14 protein-coding genes are annotated in these 19,174 nt (G+C 59.8%); 6 read left to right on the forward strand and 8 right to left on the reverse strand.

From position 1 onward, the window contains the following. Nucleotides 1–3 precede the first annotated feature (3 nt). The 3 genes from arcA (I2H81_RS04570) to arcA (I2H81_RS04580) all read right to left on the reverse strand — a co-directional run bounded on the left by arcA (I2H81_RS04570) (nt 4) and on the right by arcA (I2H81_RS04580) (nt 4,335). Complete coding sequence (gene arcA, locus I2H81_RS04570) at nt 4–1,245, reverse strand: arginine deiminase (RefSeq protein WP_099431519.1); 1,242 nt, start codon at nt 1,243–1,245, stop codon at nt 4–6. 574 nt (nt 1,246–1,819) lie between these two features. Continuing rightward, the gene (locus I2H81_RS04575) at nt 1,820–2,944 is read right to left on the reverse strand and encodes an aminotransferase (RefSeq protein ID WP_195644715.1); all 1,125 of its coding nucleotides are present in this window, start codon (nt 2,942–2,944) and stop codon (nt 1,820–1,822) included. Between the two features lie 149 nt (nt 2,945–3,093). After that, nucleotides 3,094–4,335, reverse strand: coding sequence for an arginine deiminase (gene arcA / locus I2H81_RS04580; protein WP_099431519.1), 1,242 nt, complete (start codon nt 4,333–4,335; stop codon nt 3,094–3,096). 558 nt (nt 4,336–4,893) lie between these two features. Here arcA (I2H81_RS04580) and ppk1 point away from each other — a divergent pair. The 5 genes from ppk1 to I2H81_RS04605 all read left to right on the forward strand — a co-directional run bounded on the left by ppk1 (nt 4,894) and on the right by I2H81_RS04605 (nt 11,165). Next, nucleotides 4,894–7,422: a polyphosphate kinase 1 gene (gene ppk1, locus I2H81_RS04585; protein ID WP_229108067.1), complete on the forward strand. Its 2,529-nt coding sequence runs from the start codon at nt 4,894–4,896 to the stop codon at nt 7,420–7,422. A gap of 85 nt (nt 7,423–7,507) precedes the next feature. Continuing rightward, complete coding sequence (gene rlmD / locus I2H81_RS04590) at nt 7,508–8,836, forward strand: 23S rRNA (uracil(1939)-C(5))-methyltransferase RlmD (protein ID WP_195644717.1); 1,329 nt, start codon at nt 7,508–7,510, stop codon at nt 8,834–8,836. A gap of 106 nt (nt 8,837–8,942) precedes the next feature. Next, nucleotides 8,943–9,485 carry a DJ-1 family glyoxalase III gene (locus tag I2H81_RS04595; RefSeq protein WP_117638209.1) on the forward strand — a complete coding sequence of 181 codons (543 nt, stop codon included), beginning with the start codon at nt 8,943–8,945 and terminating at the stop codon, nt 9,483–9,485. Then, the gene (locus I2H81_RS04600) at nt 9,482–10,063 is read left to right on the forward strand and encodes a Maf family protein (RefSeq protein ID WP_195644718.1); all 582 of its coding nucleotides are present in this window, start codon (nt 9,482–9,484) and stop codon (nt 10,061–10,063) included. Before I2H81_RS04595 ends, I2H81_RS04600 begins: the two co-directional genes overlap by 4 nt. 100 nt (nt 10,064–10,163) lie before the next feature. After that, the gene (locus tag I2H81_RS04605) at nt 10,164–11,165 is read left to right on the forward strand and encodes a P1 family peptidase (RefSeq protein ID WP_195644719.1); all 1,002 of its coding nucleotides are present in this window, start codon (nt 10,164–10,166) and stop codon (nt 11,163–11,165) included. Between the two features lie 376 nt (nt 11,166–11,541). Here I2H81_RS04605 and I2H81_RS04610 read toward each other — a convergent pair whose 3' ends face one another. Both I2H81_RS04610 and glf read right to left on the reverse strand, forming a co-directional pair. Then, nucleotides 11,542–12,573 carry a glycosyltransferase family 2 protein gene (locus I2H81_RS04610; protein WP_195644720.1) on the reverse strand — a complete coding sequence of 344 codons (1,032 nt, stop codon included), beginning with the start codon at nt 12,571–12,573 and terminating at the stop codon, nt 11,542–11,544. Further along, on the reverse strand, nt 12,566–13,768 hold the full coding sequence (gene glf / locus I2H81_RS04615; RefSeq protein WP_195644721.1) for a UDP-galactopyranose mutase: 1,203 nt from the start codon (nt 13,766–13,768) through the stop codon (nt 12,566–12,568). The genes I2H81_RS04610 and glf overlap by 8 nt, the downstream gene beginning before the upstream one ends. Before the next feature lie 231 nt (nt 13,769–13,999). On the opposite strand from glf, the gene pta reads away from it, so the two are divergent. Further along, the gene (gene pta, locus I2H81_RS04620; RefSeq protein WP_195644722.1) at nt 14,000–14,980 is read left to right on the forward strand and encodes a phosphate acetyltransferase; all 981 of its coding nucleotides are present in this window, start codon (nt 14,000–14,002) and stop codon (nt 14,978–14,980) included. Between the two features lie 348 nt (nt 14,981–15,328). Here the strand turns inward: pta and I2H81_RS04625 are convergent, their stop codons facing one another. The 3 genes from I2H81_RS04625 to I2H81_RS04635 form a co-directional block, all read right to left on the reverse strand. Next, nucleotides 15,329–16,507, reverse strand: coding sequence for an acetate/propionate family kinase (locus tag I2H81_RS04625; protein ID WP_195644723.1), 1,179 nt, complete (start codon nt 16,505–16,507; stop codon nt 15,329–15,331). Between the two features lie 164 nt (nt 16,508–16,671). Next, entirely contained in the window at nt 16,672–17,850 is a 1,179-nt protein-coding gene (locus tag I2H81_RS04630; protein WP_195644724.1) for an acetate/propionate family kinase, read from the reverse strand. A 120-nt stretch (nt 17,851–17,970) separates the two neighbouring features. Continuing rightward, complete coding sequence (locus I2H81_RS04635; RefSeq protein WP_195644725.1) at nt 17,971–19,131, reverse strand: MFS transporter; 1,161 nt, start codon at nt 19,129–19,131, stop codon at nt 17,971–17,973. Between the last annotated feature and the right edge of the window lie 43 nt (nt 19,132–19,174).

A 19,174-nucleotide genomic window follows, 5' to 3' on the forward strand; every position in this document is an offset into this window, starting at 1 on the left:
GGCTTAGAGGTCCTCGCGCCAGAAGGGCATGCTCATGCAGCGCGGGCCGCCGCGGCCGCGGGAGAGCTCGGCGGAGGGCACGACGAGAAGGTCCAGGCCCTCCTTGTACAGCACGTCGTTGGTGACGGTGTTGCGGGCGTAGACGCAGATCTTGCCGGGCTCGACGCACAGGGTGTTGGAGCCGTCGTTCCACTGCTCGCGGGAGGCCGCGATCGGGTCGCCGCCGCCGCAGGGGATCAGCTTGACCTGGTCGACGCCGGTGGCGTCCTCCAGGACGTGCTCGAGGGTGTCCTCGATCAGGCGGATGTTCACGTCGCCCGGGTTCTTGCCGGCGGTCAGCTCGTAGACGCGCAGGGTGCCCATGATGGCGGGGTGGATCGTGAACTTATCGACGTCGATCTGGGTGAAGACCGTGTCGAGGTGCATGAAGGCGCGCGAGACCGGGATGTCGAAGGCCAGGATGCGCTCGACCTTGGAGTCGGAGTTCCAGAAGATGTTCTGGGCCATGACGTCGATAGCGGCGGCCTGGGTGCGCTGGGAGATGCCGACGGCGAGGGTCTTCTCGTTGATGTTCAGCACGTCGCCGCCCTCGGTGTGGAACTGGCAGTCGCGGCGGAAGTACAGGGAGACGTCCTTGTAGTCGGGGTGGTACTTGAAGACGTACTTGCCGTACAGGGTCTCGCGGTTGCGGGTGACCGAGTACATGCGGTTGAGGTTGACGCCCTCGCCGACGACCGCGAACGGGTCGCGGGTGAAGTAGAGGTTGGGCATCGGGTCGATGATCAGGTCGGACTCGGACTCGGAGTTGACCAGGGAGTCGAGGGTCGTGGACGCCGTGAGGGGCATGTCGATCTCGGCCTTGGTCATGCCGGCCATGGTCTTCTTGACGAACTCGAGGTTGTCCTCGATGGAGTCCAGCTTCTCGCGGACGATCTGCGGCATGTGCTGGCCGCGGATGCCGGCCTCGGCGATGTACTGGTCGGTGAACTCGGCGCGGGCGCCGGGGACCTGGTCGAACACCTCGGCGACGAGGTTCTCGAGGTAGAGGACCTCCACGCCCTGGTCCCTCAGGATCTGGGCGAAGGTGTCGTGCTCCTGCTGTGCGACCTCCAGGAACGGGACGTCGTCGAACAGGAGTCGCTCGAGCTCGTCGGGCGGCAGGTTGAGGAGCTCGTCGCCGGGACGGTGCAGGCAGACCTTCCTGAGCTTGCCGATCTCGGAAGGCACGTGCAGACCTTTCGTCATGGCCTCCTACCTTTCTTTCGGGCCCTTGTCAGGGCCGATTCGTTAGCGCCCCTCCGTGTGAGGCGTTATTGCTGACGACATATTTATATCCAAAATCAGTCCATACTTCCACCTCGCCCCCGAACGGTTTTATATGAGGGGTGAACGGCATACACATATACTTCACGCATGGCACACTTTGATTTAATAAAGTGTATTTACGTGCTAAAACGCGTTTTCAATCCAAATAGCAAATGGAACTTAACTTTATTAAACCACCCTCAAATTGCATATTTCTAATAAAGCTATGAATAGAATTAACGATTCATGCCGCGTCTCAACCATTTTCATTTTTATTCAGAAAAAAGTTTGTCCTATTCATTTCTGGTAAACAAATTACCGTTTACCAGACGCTTGATACCGTTCACCGGAAGCTCAGTATAAGGCCCAGCGGATACCGGCTCGCTTTACGGCCCCATTTGTAACAACTTGACTTCTCGGTATAGAAAAACGAACCCGCTTCCCCTAGGGAAACGGGTCCGTTTTCGATTATCTTCGTCCTATTTGGATAAGGCCCTCGAAGATCATCGGGATCCTAGCGATCAAACTCCGCCAGTGCCTCGCCCAAAAGCCTCAGGCCCTCGCGAAGAACGTCCTCGCTCGCGCAGTAGCCCAGGCGTGCGCCGCAGGGGAGCTCAAAGCGGCTGCCGGGAACCAGCAGCACTCCCCTCTCAGCCAACAGGCGCTTGCAGAACTCCTCGTCGTCCTCGGGAATGTCCAGCTGGATAAACGAGGTGGACACGCCCTGCGGGGCCGTCCAGGACACGCGATGCTGCGTATCGATCCAAGCCTGCGCGATATCGCGGTTGCCAAACACGATCTTGCGGTTGCGCTCGAGAATCTTGTCCTTGTGCTCGAGCACGTAGGTCGCCAGGGCGTCGTTGAACACGCCGCCGCAGATCATGGTGTAGTCGCGATACGTGCGGATGCTGTTGGACACCTCTTCGTCGGCCACGACCCAGCCCACGCGGGCCGCAGGCGTCGAATAGGTCTTGGACAACGAGTTGGTGACGATGGCCTTCTCGTACACGTCGACCATCGACATAAAGGAGTCAGTGTTTTCGAGCGGCAGATACACCTCATCGCACAACACGTAGGCGCCCACCGAACGGGCGATCTCGGCAATCTGGCCGAGCATATCGGCATCGAGCACCGTACCGATGGGGTTCGATGCGTTGTTGATGCAGATGAGCTTGGTGTTGGGGCGCACCAAGCGCTTGAGCTGCTCGATATCGGGCTTCCAGCCGAGTTCCTCGCGAAGCTCCCAATACTCGACCTCGGCGCCCAGCGTGCGCGGGATCTCGTAGAGCGGCGCGTATGCGGGCCACTCGGCGATAACATGGTCGCCGGGCTCGACCACAGCCATGATGGCGTTGAGGTTAGCGCCCGTGCAGCCGTTGGTCTGCAGGATATGGTCGGGATTGACCTCACGACGATAGAGCTTGGCGACCTCGGCCTTAAACTCCGGCGAACCCTCGATCCAGCCGTAGTTCATCTTCTCGCGGTCCAGGCGCTCGTAGAACGTGGCACCGTCCTGCTCGTCGAGCGCACGTAGCTCGCCCATGGTGAGCGACGAGATCGTCGACTGGGCGATGTCCCACGTGGCGCTCTTCTCCCAAACGTTGAGCCATTCCTCAACGCCAATCGTCTTGATGTCCATGGCCAGGCTCCTTACAAAAGCAGTCATCCAACCGTGTTAACGTTCCTCATACAAGATTGGGGCGGTGCGAAAACCCGCACCGCCCCAATGAGAGACATCTAATGGCAGCTAGATGTATGTATTATGACCTGTACGGGCCCTTGAAGACCTTAGAGGTCCTCGCGCCAGAAGGGCATGCTCATGCAGCGCGGGCCGCCGCGGCCGCGGGAGAGCTCGGCGGAGGGCACGACGAGAAGGTCCAGGCCCTCCTTGTACAGCACGTCGTTGGTGACGGTGTTGCGGGCGTAGACGCAGATCTTGCCGGGCTCGACGCACAGGGTGTTGGAGCCGTCGTTCCACTGCTCGCGGGAGGCCGCGATCGGGTCGCCGCCGCCGCAGGGGATCAGCTTGACCTGGTCGACGCCGGTGGCGTCCTCCAGGACGTGCTCGAGGGTGTCCTCGATCAGGCGGATGTTCACGTCGCCCGGGTTCTTGCCGGCGGTCAGCTCGTAGACGCGCAGGGTGCCCATGATGGCGGGGTGGATCGTGAACTTATCGACGTCGATCTGGGTGAAGACCGTGTCGAGGTGCATGAAGGCGCGCGAGACCGGGATGTCGAAGGCCAGGATGCGCTCGACCTTGGAGTCGGAGTTCCAGAAGATGTTCTGGGCCATGACGTCGATAGCGGCGGCCTGGGTGCGCTGGGAGATGCCGACGGCGAGGGTCTTCTCGTTGATGTTCAGCACGTCGCCGCCCTCGGTGTGGAACTGGCAGTCGCGGCGGAAGTACAGGGAGACGTCCTTGTAGTCGGGGTGGTACTTGAAGACGTACTTGCCGTACAGGGTCTCGCGGTTGCGGGTGACCGAGTACATGCGGTTGAGGTTGACGCCCTCGCCGACGACCGCGAACGGGTCGCGGGTGAAGTAGAGGTTCGGCATCGGGTCGATGATCAGGTCGGACTCGGACTCGGAGTTGACCAGGGAGTCGAGGGTCGTGGACGCCGTGAGGGGCATGTCGATCTCGGCCTTGGTCATGCCGGCCATGGTCTTCTTGACGAACTCGAGGTTGTCCTCGATGGAGTCCAGCTTCTCGCGGACGATCTGCGGCATGTGCTGGCCGCGGATGCCGGCCTCGGCGATGTACTGGTCGGTGAACTCGGCGCGGGCGCCGGGGACCTGGTCGAACACCTCCGCGACGAGGTTCTCGAGGTAGAGGACCTCCACGCCCTGGTCCCTCAGGATCTGGGCGAAGGTGTCGTGCTCCTGCTGTGCGACCTCCAGGAACGGGACGTCGTCGAACAGGAGTCGCTCGAGCTCGTCGGGCGGCAGGTTGAGGAGCTCGTCGCCGGGACGGTGCAGGCAGACCTTCCTGAGCTTGCCGATCTCGGAAGGCACGTGCAGACCTTTCGTCATGGCCTCCTACCTTTCTTTCGGGCCTTACTGGCCGAATGTATCAGCGCCCCTCCATATGGGACGCTGCTTGCTGACAGCTCTAGTTATATCCAAAAATCACCCGCAATTCCACCTCGCCCCCGAACGGTCAACAAAGTGCGATGAACGGTATATCGCATGTGATTCCCCCATGATGTACTTCGGCGTTCTAAAGTAACTTTTCTAAGGTAAACGCTCTTTTTTCTCAAAAATCATTCGCAATTACAACTCCAATCTTTCGATTAGGAATTGCATATCTACAACGGTTTTATGTATATAAATGACGCTTGTTCGTGTTTCTGTCTGTATTCGATGATATTCAGCTACCTATCATTCTTATTCACACATACTCACCAGTTGAGTGAGGATATAGACCGTTTTTCACAACACGGCGGGCGTCAGCTCTATGGCTTGTCAGCGTAAGAAGTAGGTAAAGATACCGTTCACGCGATACGTCCGTGCCATAGGTCGACTAAATTGAGACAATAGTGAATAGTGTTAGGCAACCGTCCCCTGCGGGGACTGAACGGACAGATGCATATGCCGAGCAAAATCGAAAAAAAGCAAGCCGCCGCAAAGCTGCGCAAACCGCCGCGCGACTTCTCGTACACGCAGAACCGAGAGCTCAGCTGGCTGCGCTTTGACAACCGTGTGCTTGACGAAGCCTTCGACGAGACCGTTCCGCTGTTCGAGCGTCTAAAGTTCGTGTCGATTTTCGAGTCTAACCTCGACGAGTTTCTCATGGTGCGCGTGGGCGGCCTGTCCGATCTGGCAGAGCTCAAAAAACAGCCTGTCGACAACAAGAGCAATATGACCGCCTCCGAACAGGTCGATGCCGTCATGGCCGAAATGCCCGGGCTCCTTACCCGATGGGAGTCCATCTTTAAGAGCATCGAGGGCAAGCTCGACACCCTGGGCGTTCACCGCGCCCGCATCGATTCGCTTACGCCCGAGGAGCGCACCTTTGTAACCCGTTACTTCCAGGCCTACGTGTCGCCGGTCATCTCGCCGTTGGTCATTGACCCGCGCCATCCCTTCCCCAACCTGCGCAACGGTGCACTCTATCTAGCTTGTGGCTTGGACGGCGTCACCGACGAGGAGAGCCTGCTGGGCCTTATCGAGATCCCCGCCTCGATGAACCGCGTGGTCGAGATTCCCTCGCCCACCGGCACCTACTCCTACATTCTGCTCGAGGACGTCATCCTCGCCTGCCTGGACAGCTGCTTTGGCTCCTATAAGCCGCTCGACCGCGCGCTCATCCGCGTCACCCGCAACGCCGACATCGATCCGGACGGCGAGGGCGTCGAGGAGGAAGAGGACTACCGCCAGCACATGAAGCGCATCCTCAAGAAGCGCCTGCGTCTGCAGCCGGTAGTGCTCGCGGTCTCGGGGTCGCTCGAGAAGGCGACGCTCAAGACCATCCGCAAGGCGCTCGAGCTTTCTCGCCGCTCGGTCTTTACCTGCGATATCCCGCTCGACCTGGGCTACGTCTTTGGCATTGAGGGCAAGATTCCCGAGCATCTACGCAACGAGCTGCTCTTTACGCCGTTTAAGCCGCAGCCCAACCCCACCATCGACATGTCCCGTTCCATCCGCGAGCAGGTGCTGCTGGGCGACAAGCTGCTCTTTTACCCCTACGAGGCCATGAATCCGTTCTTGGACCTGGTGCACGAGGCCGCCTACGACCCCGAGTGCATCTCACTGCGCATCACGCTCTACCGCGTGGCCAAGCAGAGCCGCCTGTGCGAGTCGCTGATCGATGCCGCCGAGAACGGCAAAGAGGTCACGGTGCTCATGGAGCTCCGCGCCCGCTTCGACGAGCAGAACAACATCGAGTGGGCCGAGCGCCTGGAAGAGGCCGGCTGCACCGTCATCTACGGCTCCGAGGGCTTTAAGTGCCACTCCAAGATCTGCCAGCTCACCTATCGCGAGGGCATGGCGCTAACGCGCCTAACGCTGCTGGGCACCGGCAACTTTAACGAGAAGACGGCCAAACTCTACAGCGACTTTATGCTCATGACCGCTCACCCCGGCATCGGCGAGGACGCCAACTTGTTCTTCCGCAACCTGTCGCTGGGCAACCTGCGCGGCGATTACCGCTTCCTGGGCGTGGCACCCGTGGGCCTCAAGCCGCTCATCATGCGCGGCCTGGATCGCGAGATCCAGCGCGCCCTCGCTGGCGAGCCCGCCCGTGTGTTCTTTAAGCTCAACTCGCTCACCGACCGCGAGGTCATCGACAAGATTGCCGAGGCATCGTGCGCAGGAGTCCGCGTTGACATGATCATCCGCGGCATCTCGTGCCTCAAGCCCGGTGTTCCGGGCAAGACCGAGAACGTGCACGTGCGCTCCATCGTCGGACGTTTTTTGGAGCACGCCCGTGTTTACGCTTTTGGCGTGGACTCGGACATGATTTACCTGAGCTCGGCCGACATGATGACGCGCAACACCGAGCACCGCGTGGAGATCGCCTTCCCCGTGCTCGACCCCACCTGCCGCGCCCTGGTGCACGAGTACATGGGCATGCAGCTGCGCGACAACGTGAAGGCCCGCAGCCTCACGAGCGACGGCACTTGGGTTCCCGTGGAGCGTGCAGAGGGCGAGAAACCCTTCAACTCGCAGGAAGCTCTGCTGGAGCGCGCCTATCGCAACGCCGAGGCCGCCGCGCAGCAGCGCGCACAGGAGAAGGAACGTGTGGCCGAGGAGGCTATTCAGGCCGAGGTTGAACATAGGGCAGTTGCCAAACCGGAAGCGGTTGCCGCTCCCCCGGTGAATGAGCCCGAGGCTGCCGCAGAGCCCGCCGCCGAGGCAAAGCCCGCCCCCGCTCCTAAGCCGCAGCCGGCCACACCCGAGGTTCAGAAGGTCCAGGCAACCGTCATTGAGCCCGAGCCTGCACCTATACCTCAGCCCGAGCCGCAGGTCGCCAAGCCCGCACCCGAGACGAGCGCCCGTCGCGATAAGCCCGCCGGCAAGACCAAGGCCATCGAGCGCCATCGCCCCGGTCGCGTGCGCATGGGACTGGGTCTGATCGGCCTAGGCCTTAAGACACTCATTACCGGCAAGACGAAATAGACGTTTGTAGAAGCGCCCCGTATTTGAGGAAAGCCTCGGATGCGGGGCGCTTTTCCCTGCTACCATGGTGCGGACAACAACGCGAATGACAGGCAGGAATATGAAGCTCACCATAGAATCGATGACCTACGGCGCCGACGGGCTGGCGCACGCCGACAACGGCAAGGCCGTCTTTGTGCAGGGCGCCGTGGCAGGCGACACCGTCGAGGCCGAAGTCGTACAGGACGGCAAGTCGTTCATGCGCGCCCGCACGACCGAGATTCTGGAGCCGAGCCCCGATCGCATTCAGCCCCCCTGCCCCTTCGTGGGCATCTGCGGCGGTTGTTCGTGGGGCAATCTCTCACGCACGGCACAGCTCGCCGCCAAGGAGCAAAACCTGCGCTCCACGCTCGAGCGCATCGGCAAGTTCGCTCCCGAGCAGGTCGATGAGCTGGTGCAGCCCATCCGCCACACCAAAGACGACTGGGGCTACCGCAATAAAATCGAGCTCGAACCGACCGTCTTCAACGGTCGCGTGCGCCTTGGCATGCACGGTGTCGACCCCAGCAAAATCGTGACTGTCGATTCGTGCCCGCTGTTCGATAAGCGTTTCCCGAAGGCGCTCAAATCGGTCGTCGGCGCACTCAACTATCTAGGTGGCAGCCATGACCTGGGCCTCGAACGCGTGGGCATTCGCGCATCGCGCCGCACCAAGGCACTCGAGGTCGCGCTCTGGACGCCCACGGGTTCCTTCCCGCGCTCGCAGGTCTCGCGCGTGCTGGCGGACGCCGCTCATCCCACGAGCATCGTGCGTGTGATGAGCAAGGGCGAAAAGAAAGCCCGCCGCGTCTCCAAAGTCGAGATGCTCGCCGGTGAGGGCTCATGGACCGAGAATATCGCCGAAGGCCAGATGCGCTTATCTGCCCCGTCGTTTTTCCAGGTCAATACCAAGGGCGCCGAGATTTTGATTGAGCTCGTTATGGACGCCCTCGACCCGCAGGAAGACGAGCTGGCCGTGGACCTGTACTGCGGCGCCGGCACCTTTACCCTGCCGCTCGCCCGCCGCTGCGACTTTGTTGCCGCCGTCGAGGCCTATGGCCCGGCCGTGCGCGACCTGCGCCGCAACCTGGAGATTAACAAGCTCGACAACGTCGACGTCATCGGCGGCGACGCGGTGCGCGAGTTCCCCGACCAGGATGCCGACGTCTTGGTGGTCGACCCGCCGCGCGCAGGCCTCGCCCCCGAGGCGATCGACCTTATCGCCAGCACGAGTGCTCGCGATGTCGCCTACGTGAGCTGCGACCCGGCCACCCTGGCGCGCGATCTCAAACGCTTTGTCGAAGAAGGCACCTTCTCCCCCGTAAAGATCACGCCAGTCGACCTGTTCCCACAAACCTTCCACTGCGAGACCGTCGTCCACCTTAGGCGCAACTAGCCACTTAATCATTGCTCAGAAAAATCATTGGGAAATCGAGCGTGGCAAGCGGAGGTCTTCGGGGTATAAGACGGCTAATTGTATGCCGCCTATGAAAGGAACCCTCATGCCCAGCGTTGCCGTTCTCGCCGCCGATGGCTTTGAAACTATTGAATGCTTGACCATGGTCGATGTCATGCGTCGCGGCGGCGTGCGTGCCACGCTCGTCTCGATCATGCCCACGCGTGAGGTCGTAAGCTCGCTGCAGATCCCCGTGACCTGCGATGCGCTCTTTGATGAGATCAACTTTGACGAGTACGACTGCGTCGTGCTGCCCGGCGGCCTGCCCGGTGCCACCAACCTGCGCGCCGATCAGCGCGTCTGCGACGTGGTCTGCGAGTTCGCCGCGACCAAGCACGTTGCCGCCATCTGCGCCGCCCCGTTTATCCTGGGCGAGCTCGACCTACTCGAGGGGCGCCAGGCCACATGCTTCCCTGGCTTTGAGAAAAGCTTCCCCGAAGGCGCCTATACCGGCGAGAAGGTTACGCAAGACGGCAACATCATCACCGCCAGCGGCATGGCCCAGTCGCTCCCCTTTGCGCTTGAGCTGCTGCGCACGCTCGCCGGCGACAAGGCCGTCGAGAAGGTCGCCGAGGGCATTCAGCTATGATTTTGGCTTCGCAATCACCGCGCCGCATCGAGTTGATGCGCGAAGCGGGCTTTGACATTCGCGTGATTCCCGCAGATATCGACGAAACGCCTTTTGATGGCGAGGCCCCGCTTACGCTCGTTGAACGCTTAGCACGCGCCAAAGCCGCCGCCGTTGCCGCCGAGCATGCCGAGCCCAACGAACTGACCGTCGCGGCCGATACTATTGTCACCTTCGATGGCAAGATTCTGGGCAAGCCGGCAACCGAGGACGAGGCGCGCACCATGCTCCGCGAGCTTTCGGGCCGCACACACCAGGTCGCAACCGGCGTCTGCATCGTTAAAGCCGGCGACGCTACAGCTCCGCATGCCGCCGAGAGCCTGTCGTTTGTCGATGTGACCGACGTGACGTTCTATGAGCTTACCGAAGAGCAGATCGAGCGCTATGTTGCCTCCGGCGAACCCATGGACAAGGCCGGGGCCTACGGCATCCAAGGCACAGGCGGCCGCATGCTTGTGCACGATATTTCGGGTGACTTCTACAACGTGGTGGGCTTGCCCATCGCTCGCGTCGCACGCGCGATTCAAAAACTCTCGTAATTGCATCTGGCGCTGGGTATCCCCCAGCGCCTACAATTTTGCCGTACCGCACGGATCCCGACCGGGCATAAGGCCCGGCGGAAAACCGATAGGAGAAAACATGGACACACTGCTCGAAGCCATCGATGTTTGCAATGTCGATGGCTTTTGCTTTGGCAACTATACGGACGAGGAGGCTGGCACCGGCTGCACCGTAATCGTGGCGCCCGAGGGTGCCACCGGTGGCGTTGACGTACGTGGTGGCGCTCCCGCTTCGCGTGAGACCGACTTGCTGCGTCCCGAAAACACCGTTGACAAGGTCCACGCCGTCTGCCTTTCGGGCGGATCGGCCTTTGGCCTCGAGGCTGCAAGCGGCGTCGCTCGCGAGCTTGAGAGCCGCGGCATCGGCCTTCCCGTCGGCCCCACGCAGGTGCCTATCGTGTGCTCCAGCTGTATCTTCGACCTCGCCTTTGGTAACCCCACCGTTCGCCCCGACATTGAGGCCGGCATCGCCGCCGTGCGCGAGGCGCTCGACCACACCCCTGCCTCGCTCGAGCAGGGCAACGTGGGCGCCGGCACCGGCGCCACCGTAGGTAAGCTCATGGGACCTGCCACCTGCATGAAGGCCGGCCTTGGAGCCGCCGCCGTGGCACTCGGCCCCGTCAAGGTGGGCGCCGTGGTCTCGGTCAACGCCTGCGGCAACGTTGTCGACCCCTTCACCGGCGAGTGGGTCGCCGGTATGCGTGCCGCAGCCGATAGCGACCAGATCGTCGACATGGAACTCGCAGCCTTTGCCGCCGCCGGATCCATGCAGATGCCGCTCGACCGCACCAACACCACCATCAGCTGCATCGTCACCAACATGGAGCTCACTAAGGCCCAGGCCACCAAGGTCTCCCAAATGGCCGCAGACGCCTACGCACACGCCATCCGTCCCACGCACACCACCAACGACGGCGACACCATCTACACCCTCGCCAGCGGCAAACTGGGCGCCCAGGCAAGCGCCGCCGTTCCCCTAGACCTGCTGGGCATGCTCGCCGTAAGGGCTTTGCAAACCGCCATCGTAAACGGAGCCAAAACCGCCAAAACCTCCCACGGCATCCCCGGCGCCGCGAAGTAATCTCACTCGACCGTCGGTCGGAGGCGGGCGGGCATTACGTTTGCTGCTCTACAGTCCTATGCAAGACGAAGGCCACATTAAGTGGCCTTCTTTGCATGCGGAACTCGCGACAAACGTAATGCCCGCCCGCCTCCGACCGACTACCAACCAAAATCTTTTCAGCCCAGGCCCCTGTGTACCGCGCGTCTAAGATCTTCAAATTCAAATAACCTGACAATCGATTCTTATAGCAGAGGCCCCTTGGCCTTTAGTTTGCTACAAGTTCCGCACGAGCCGGAAAGCACTTAATGTGCTTTCCGTGCGAGCAGGACTGTTCGCAGTAGCAAACTAAAGGCCAAGGGGCCCAGTCAGCCTATCAGCAGCGATTACTCAGCAGCTAGTTGAATTTGAAGATCTTTGAGGCAAGACGGTATAGGCCGAGTGTGGTTTTGTCTCCGGCACGACCGCGGAGGTTGGTGAAGAAGCCGACCACACCGTAACGTGCACGACGATACATACGCTCGTCATAGGCCTTCAAATCATTCCACAGCGTCTTCAGACGCTCATCGGCACAATCCTCGTCGGAAAGCTTGGTGAGCACCGAGCAGATCGCCATCATCATGGTGAAGTAGCCCATCATGTACGAACGCAGACGCGACGACTCGACATCGCCGTACAGGTGGTACGACTCCATCATGATACGCGTAACACGGAACTGCTGGTCCAGACGCTTGACCATCGTGGCCTCGTTGACACTCTGGCCCTCGCGACCGATAAAGTAGCGATAGAGGTCGATGTCGGCGTAGTACATGGTCTTGCAACGCGGCAGCGGCACGTAGGCGTAGATGTTGTCCACATAGAACGTGTGCGGCGGCATGGGAAGGTTGGACTCGCGCAGCACATCCGTGCGATAGCACAGGCTGTGCATGAGCAGATTCTGGTCCAGGCGGAAATGGCCGATCTGGTCCCAGGTAAAGATCTTTTTTCGAGGCAGGGCAAACTTGTAACCAATGGCCGTATGCGTACCCTCGTAAACCTTCTCGTACACGTAGTTCGAGATAAACAGGTCAACGCGCTGGTCGCGCTCTTCAAAGCCGCGCAGAATCGACAGCATGGTCGAAAGGGCAGCGCTGTCAAGCCAGTCGTCCGAGTCGACAACCTTGTAGTAGGTGCCCTGCGCCTCGCGCAGACCCGAAAGGACGGCAATACCGTGGCCGCCATTCTCCTGGTGCACCGCGCGGATGATTCCAGGATAACGGGCCTCCCACTCGTCGGCCTTGGCGGCCGTCTCATCCTTGGAGCCGTCGTCCACAACGATAATCTCGATATCGGTGGCATAATTGCTCCCCTCCAAGATGGAGGTGATGCAATGGTCCATGTCCTTAGCGGCGTTATACGAGGGAATACCGAATGTTATGACTTTATGCATGGCAGGCGATAATCTCATCCGAAAGATCGAGGGCGGAATTGGTCACGGCATCCATATCGTAGTAACGATACTCGGCCAGACGACCCACCGGGTGGAAGTTTGTCAGGTTCTGGACGCGCTCAAGATAGCGCTCATAGAGCTCACGGTTCTCGGGCTCGAGAATGGCGTAATACGGCGTCTCGCCCGAGCCGGGCGTATAGGCCTTGGAGTACTCCTTCATGATGGTGGTCTTGCCGGGCAAAACCTGACCGGTCATGTTCTTGAACTCGGTGATGCGCGTGTAATCCTCGCTCGTGGTGTAGTTGACGGTGCCCACGGGCTGGAACTGGTCCATATCGAGCGTCTCGAACTTCATATCGAGCGTGCGGTACGGCAGCGCGCCCAGGTCGAGGTTGAACAGCTCATCGAGCGGACCGGTATAGACAATCTCGCCGCCGTAGACCTTGCCGTCGACCTTGACGGTTGTCTCGTCGATCTCGAAGAGATCGCGAGCATCCACGTCGCAGAACACATCAATCAGGTCGTGGTCGAGCATGTGCTCAAACAGCGCCGTGTAGCCATCCTGCGGCATACCCTGGAAGGGGGCCTGCGGGAAGTAACGGTCATCATCGCCCACAAAGATGGGAACGCGGCCGGTGATCGAGGGATCGATCTGATCGGGCGTCTGGCCCCACTGTTTCATGGTGTAATGCAAAAAGACGTTCTCGTAGACGTAATCGGCGACCTCGGCAAGATCCGGGTCGTTCTTCTTACGCAGCTCCATGATGGGCACCTTGACGTCCTTGCCAAAGGTCTCCACGAGCTTCTGATACAGCTCCTCGCCGCGCTCGTCACCAAAGGCGAGCTTGAGACTCGCATGGTTGAATGGCACGGGCATAAGGGTACCGTTGATGTTGGCGAGCACCTTGTGCTGATAATCCGTCCACTTGGTAAAGCGCGACAGGAAATTGTGCACGCGCTCGTTAAAGGTGTGATAGATATGCGGACCGTACTCGTGGATCAGGATTCCGGCCTCGTCAGTGCAGTCATAGGCATTGCCCGCAATGTGGCTACGGCGCTCCAAAACGGCAACACGATAGCCGATGGTCTCGGCAAGACGGCGGGCGCAAACGGCACCGGCATATCCAGCACCGACGACAATCATGTCGTACGCGCCGGCGTTAAAGCCTTCAGGCAGGCCTGAGGTAATCTGCATCGATACTCCTTGTCAAAAGCCACGGGCTCGTTAGCTGGGCTTTTCTCGAACATTCTTCGAGACACATTTATCAGAGCGATTATAGCGCTAATGCGTCCTATAATGAGCTTGCCACACAAGGAAAGCTCAAGCACCGCGGCGTACATAATTGAAAGGTAAACCCGCTAGCAGCGGGTTTATTCGTGAACAGCCGGGAGCCTGGAGCTTAGCGAAACGCTTGCAAGGAGTAACATGAGCGATTTCCTAAACCGTATGAAGTCTGCCGCCAAGGCCGACCTTAAGACCATCGTCCTGCCCGAGGGCGAGGATCCGCGCACTATCGTCGCGGCCAACAAGATCATCGAGGAAGGCCTGGCCAACATCGTCATCCTGGGCGATCCCAACGAGATCAACGTCCCCGGCGCCACCGTCATCGATCCGCGCAACGCCGAGAAGCACGAGGAGTACGCACAGAAGTTTGCCGAGCTCCGTGCCAAGAAGGGCGTTACCATCGAGCAGGCTCGCGCCCAGGTGATGGACGCCACCTACTTTGGCACCATGATGGTCAAGATGGGCGACGCCGACGGCCTGGTCTCCGGCGCCTGCCACTCCACCGCCGACACCCTGCGCCCCGCGCTGCAGATCCTCAAGACCGCCCCGGGTACCAAGCTGGTCTCGGCCTTCTTCGTAATGTGCACCGATACCCCACAGTTCGGCACCGACGGCACGCTGATCTTTGCCGACTGCGGCCTCAACATCAACCCGTCCTCCGACGAGCTCTCCGAGATCGCCATCGCCTCCGCTCACTCCTGGTCCACCTTCATGGGCAACGTCGAGCCGCACGTGGCCATGCTCTCCTACTCCACCATGGGCTCCGCCGGTGGCGAGGTCGCCAAGAAGGTCCAGGAGGCCGTGAAGTTCTGCAAGGAGAAGGCTCCCGAGATCGCCATCGATGGCGATCTGCAGCTCGACGCCGCTATCGTCCCCACCGTCGCCCAGCTCAAGGCTCCCGGCTCCTCTGTCGCCGGCAAGGCCAACGTGCTCGTGTTCCCCGACCTCGAGGCCGGCAACATCGGCTACAAGCTGGTCCAGCGCTTCGCCTGCGCCGATGCCTACGGCCCCATCCTGCAGGGCATCGCCAAGCCGGTCAACGACCTGTCGCGCGGCTGTTCTGCCGACGACATCGTGGGTGTCGTGGCCATCACCGCCGTCCAGGCTCAGATGGCTGAGTAGCGGACTTATCCCCTCGGGACCCTACAGGGTAAAGCTCTGAAAACGTCCTCGGACATGCATGAAACCCCCGCTGCGCACTTCGTGCGGCGGGGGTTTCATGCGTCCTGCGGAAAGTTTTCAGAGCTTTACCCTGTAGGGTCCCTGCCGCTACGTTGCAATCAGGGCATCTGGAGTGGACGGCGGCTTGGCTACGAGCTGGGGCTGAGGATCTGAATGGATGGGTGCCGTTGTCGGGAGCGCAGGCGTTGCTGGCGATGGTCACTTTGGGACTGGAATTTCCGCCTGCTAGCAAAAAGGCCTCCTGAGCTGCTGCTCAGGAGGCCTTTCGTTCAATCGCAAGCGAACGCACTAGTTATTCGCGGTCAGACGCTCGACGTCGTGGGCGATCATGTATTCCTCGTCGGTGGGGATGACCATGACCGTGACGGAAGAGCCGGCGGCGCTGATGACCTGCGGGCCGTTACCCACGGCCTCGCGGTTCTTGTTGTTGTCGATGCGCACGCCCAGCCACTCAAAGCAGTCGCAGAAGGCCTTGCGGATCGACCAGTCGTTCTCGCCGATGCCGGCGGTAAAGGTGATGGTGTCCACGCCCGCCATGGAAGCGATCATGGAGCCGGCCTGCTGCATGGCCTTGTAGGCGAACATATCGAAGGCGAGCAGGCAGCGCTCGTCGCCCTCGGAGGCGCGCGTACGGATGTCACGGGCGTCGTTGGAGATGCCAGAGATGGCAAGCAGACCAGACTGCTTGTTCATCATGTCATCGACTTCCTGGTAGCTGTAGCCGCCCTCGCGCTGCAGGTAGCACACGGTAGCCGGGTCAATGGAACCACAACGGGTGCCCATCATCAGGCCGTCGAGCGGCGTGAGGCCCATCGTGGTATCGCGGCACACGCCGTCCTCAATGGCGGCGAGCGAAGCGCCGTTGCCCAGATGACACGAAAGCAGACGGTGGCAGCGCGAACCCAGGATCTCCTTGGCCATCATCCACTCATAGCGGTGGCTTGTGCCGTGGGCGCCGTACTTGCGCACGTGATACTTGTCACACACGTCCTTGGGCAGGGCGTAGGTGTAGGCGACCTCGGGCATGGTCATGTGGAACGAGGTGTCGAAGACGGCCACGTTGGGCAGCTCCGGATACTTCTCGCGGCAATATTCGATTGCCGCGGCCTCGCCGTAGTTGTGCAGCGGGGCAAGCGGTGCCACCTCGAGGATCTTAGCCATGACCTCATCGTCGACGACCGCGGAATCATCGAAGTACCAGCCACCCTGAACGATACGGTGGCCGATGCCATCGATCGTAAAGTCGGTCTTCTCGAGCTCCTCGAGCACACGTGCGATAGCCGAACGGTGATCCGGGAAGGGAACCTCCTCGGTTTGCTTGGCGCCACCGTTCTCGGAGTGGCCAAAGATGCCCATGTCCGAACCGATACGTTCGCAGTTGCCCTTGGCGAAAACCTCGCGGGTATCGGTATCCAAAAGCTGATATTTAAGGCTTGAGCTACCGGCGTTGACAACAAGTACGTTCATGAGACTCCTTTGCAGTGCGATACAGTCGGCGCAGACCCATTAAGGCGGCCGCATGTTAATAAGAAGTTATCACAACTTAATAAATAGCTATCAGGCATATCGCCCAACGAACACAAAAGAGGGGCTGAACGGCGCTCGGTCGTCCAGCCCCTCCCCTCTTGCAATTACTTGCCGTTGACGATGCGCTCGACGTCGGAAGCGATCATGAACTCCTCGTCCGTGGGGATGACGAAAATCTTGACCTTGGAATCCTTGGCAGACAGGCACCAAACGCCGTCACCACGCAGGGCGTTGCGGGCATGATCCATCTTGACGCCCATAAAGGCCAGGCGGTCGGCAACGCCGGCGCGGACAGCCGGAGCGTGCTCGCCGATGCCGGCGGTAAAGACCAGGGTGTCCATACCGCACATAGAAGTGGCCATCTCGGCAGCCTTGGCGGCAATCTTGTAGACAAACATGTCGAAGGCGAGCTGAGCCTCGGGGTCACCAGCAGCGGCGAGCTCCTCGACGTTGCGGCAGTCGTTGGTCTTGCCGCCGGTCACAGCCAAAAGGCCGGACTTCTTGTTCATCATCTCGTCGACCTCGTCGAAGGTGTAGCCGCCCTCGCGCTGCAGGTAGCACACGGTAGCCGGGTCGATGGAACCGCAGCGGGTGCCCATCATGACGCCGTCGAGCGGGGTCAAGCCCATGGTGGTGTCCATGCACTTGCCGTCCTCGATGGCGCACAGGGAAGCGCCGGAGCCGATATGGCACACGACGACCTTGCGGGCCTCGCCGTTGGTCATCTCAGCGACCTTCTTGGAGATATAACGGTAGCTGGTGCCGTGGGCGCCGTACTTACGGATGTGCAGCTTGTCGCAGACGTCCTTGGGCAGGGCGTAAGTCTTGGCGACCTCGGGCATGTTGAAGTGGAAGGCGGTGTCATAGACCGTAACGTTGGGCAGGTCGGGATACTGCTCTAGGCAGTACTCGATAACGTTGGCCTCGGGGTTGTTGTGCAGCGGCGCCAGCGGGGCGACCTCGCGGATCTTGGCGAGGACGTCCTCGTCGACGAGGGAGGAATCGCCGAAGTACCAACCGCCCTGAACGATACGGTGGCCGATACCCTCGATCTTGACGCCGTTGGCCTCGAGGTCCTTCAGGACGACCTCGATGGCGACCTTGTGGTCGGGGAACTCGATGTTCTCGGTCACCTTCTTGGAGCCGTTGGCAGCGTGGGTGAAGGTACCGCCGGTAAAGCAGACGCGCTCGCAGGAGCCCTTTGCGGACACCTTGTGGGACTTGGTATCGATGACCTGATACTTAAGGGTCGAAGATCCTGCGTTGACGACCAGAACGTTCATGTGTCTCCCTACTAACAGGCGGTGTGGCGCCGCCAGGTTACATACGCTTCAATAATAAACCCAAACGCCCTCGCGCTCGGGTTTATTGCGTTGATATATAAGTTATCGATGCCCAAATACTCACGTCCTTTGACTTGTAAGACGAAATAGCGCGGGGATATACACAAGGGAAGAAATCCCGAGCGCGACAAGCAATACGACTCGAATGCCCGCAACGCTACTCAACACAGCGTTGAGCAGATAGAAAAGAACGGCACCCACCGCCACCATCTGGCTTTGAACCGAAATCAGTGAACAGCGCATCGAAGAATCGGCTGCTTTTTGAAAAACTGAGTATTTAATTGGAGCAAATAACGAGTACGCAACCGTCTGCAGCACATAGAACACGGGCAGCAAATTAGTCGGAGTAAGGGGAATCAAAAACAAAGCTGTCAGGAAAAGACGCACGATGCCGCAAATACGCGCAAAGCGACCCTTGTCGACATGAGCAATCGCACAGGGCACAATAAGTCCCATGGAAGCCGAGGCAAGGAGCTGGACCGCAATGGTCACACCCGAAGCGACGGCATTCATTCCGCGACCCGCAAGCAACAGTGAGAAAAAGTCTTCCAGGGCGACAAAAGCAAATGCCTGAGAACAGTCCATGATGAACGCTGAACGAAGAATGCCATTACCCGCAATAGCGGCACCGATCATCTTCGGGCTAATCCCATGTTCAGGTGTCGTCGCAGTGCCCCCTCTTCGCATCTCAGGAATGCAGATAACGACAACCAACGTCAACACCATTGCGATGATATCTGCCGAAAGACCAATGAGGTATGCACCGACAGACGAAATGAAACCGCCCACGCAAGCGGAGATGGCATAAGAGGCATAGAAAACAAATCGCTCAACGACATTAAGTCTTACGAGCTGGTCCTGAGAGACGCTGTCAATGTAAATCGCTTCGATGGATCCGCTCACACATGCAACGGCAAAACCTTTGAGAGCAAACGCACCGATTAAAAGCAGAGGAGAACGGACGAGAAGCAGGGCGGCGTAGTATCCAAGCATTCCCACAACGCCAACGAGACCGCTAGTCTTTCGTCCAAACCTATCAGCAATATAGCCAGTAGGAACCTCAAGAATGAACTTGCTCACTTGATATGCAATCATCATGCTGGAAATCGCTACCATCGAAAGCCCGACGAACTCAAGGTAGACAGTTAGAAAATACAAGATGGTGCTGAAGTTCGACAGAAAAACGAACGTCATATAAAGCAAAACCGTACGGTTTTTCATGCTCCGTCCTCCAAGAGTCAGCAATCTAATCGGAATCTTGGAA

This window comes from Collinsella aerofaciens, from assembly GCF_015561195.1.
Classification (GTDB): domain Bacteria; phylum Actinomycetota; class Coriobacteriia; order Coriobacteriales; family Coriobacteriaceae; genus Collinsella; species Collinsella aerofaciens_AC.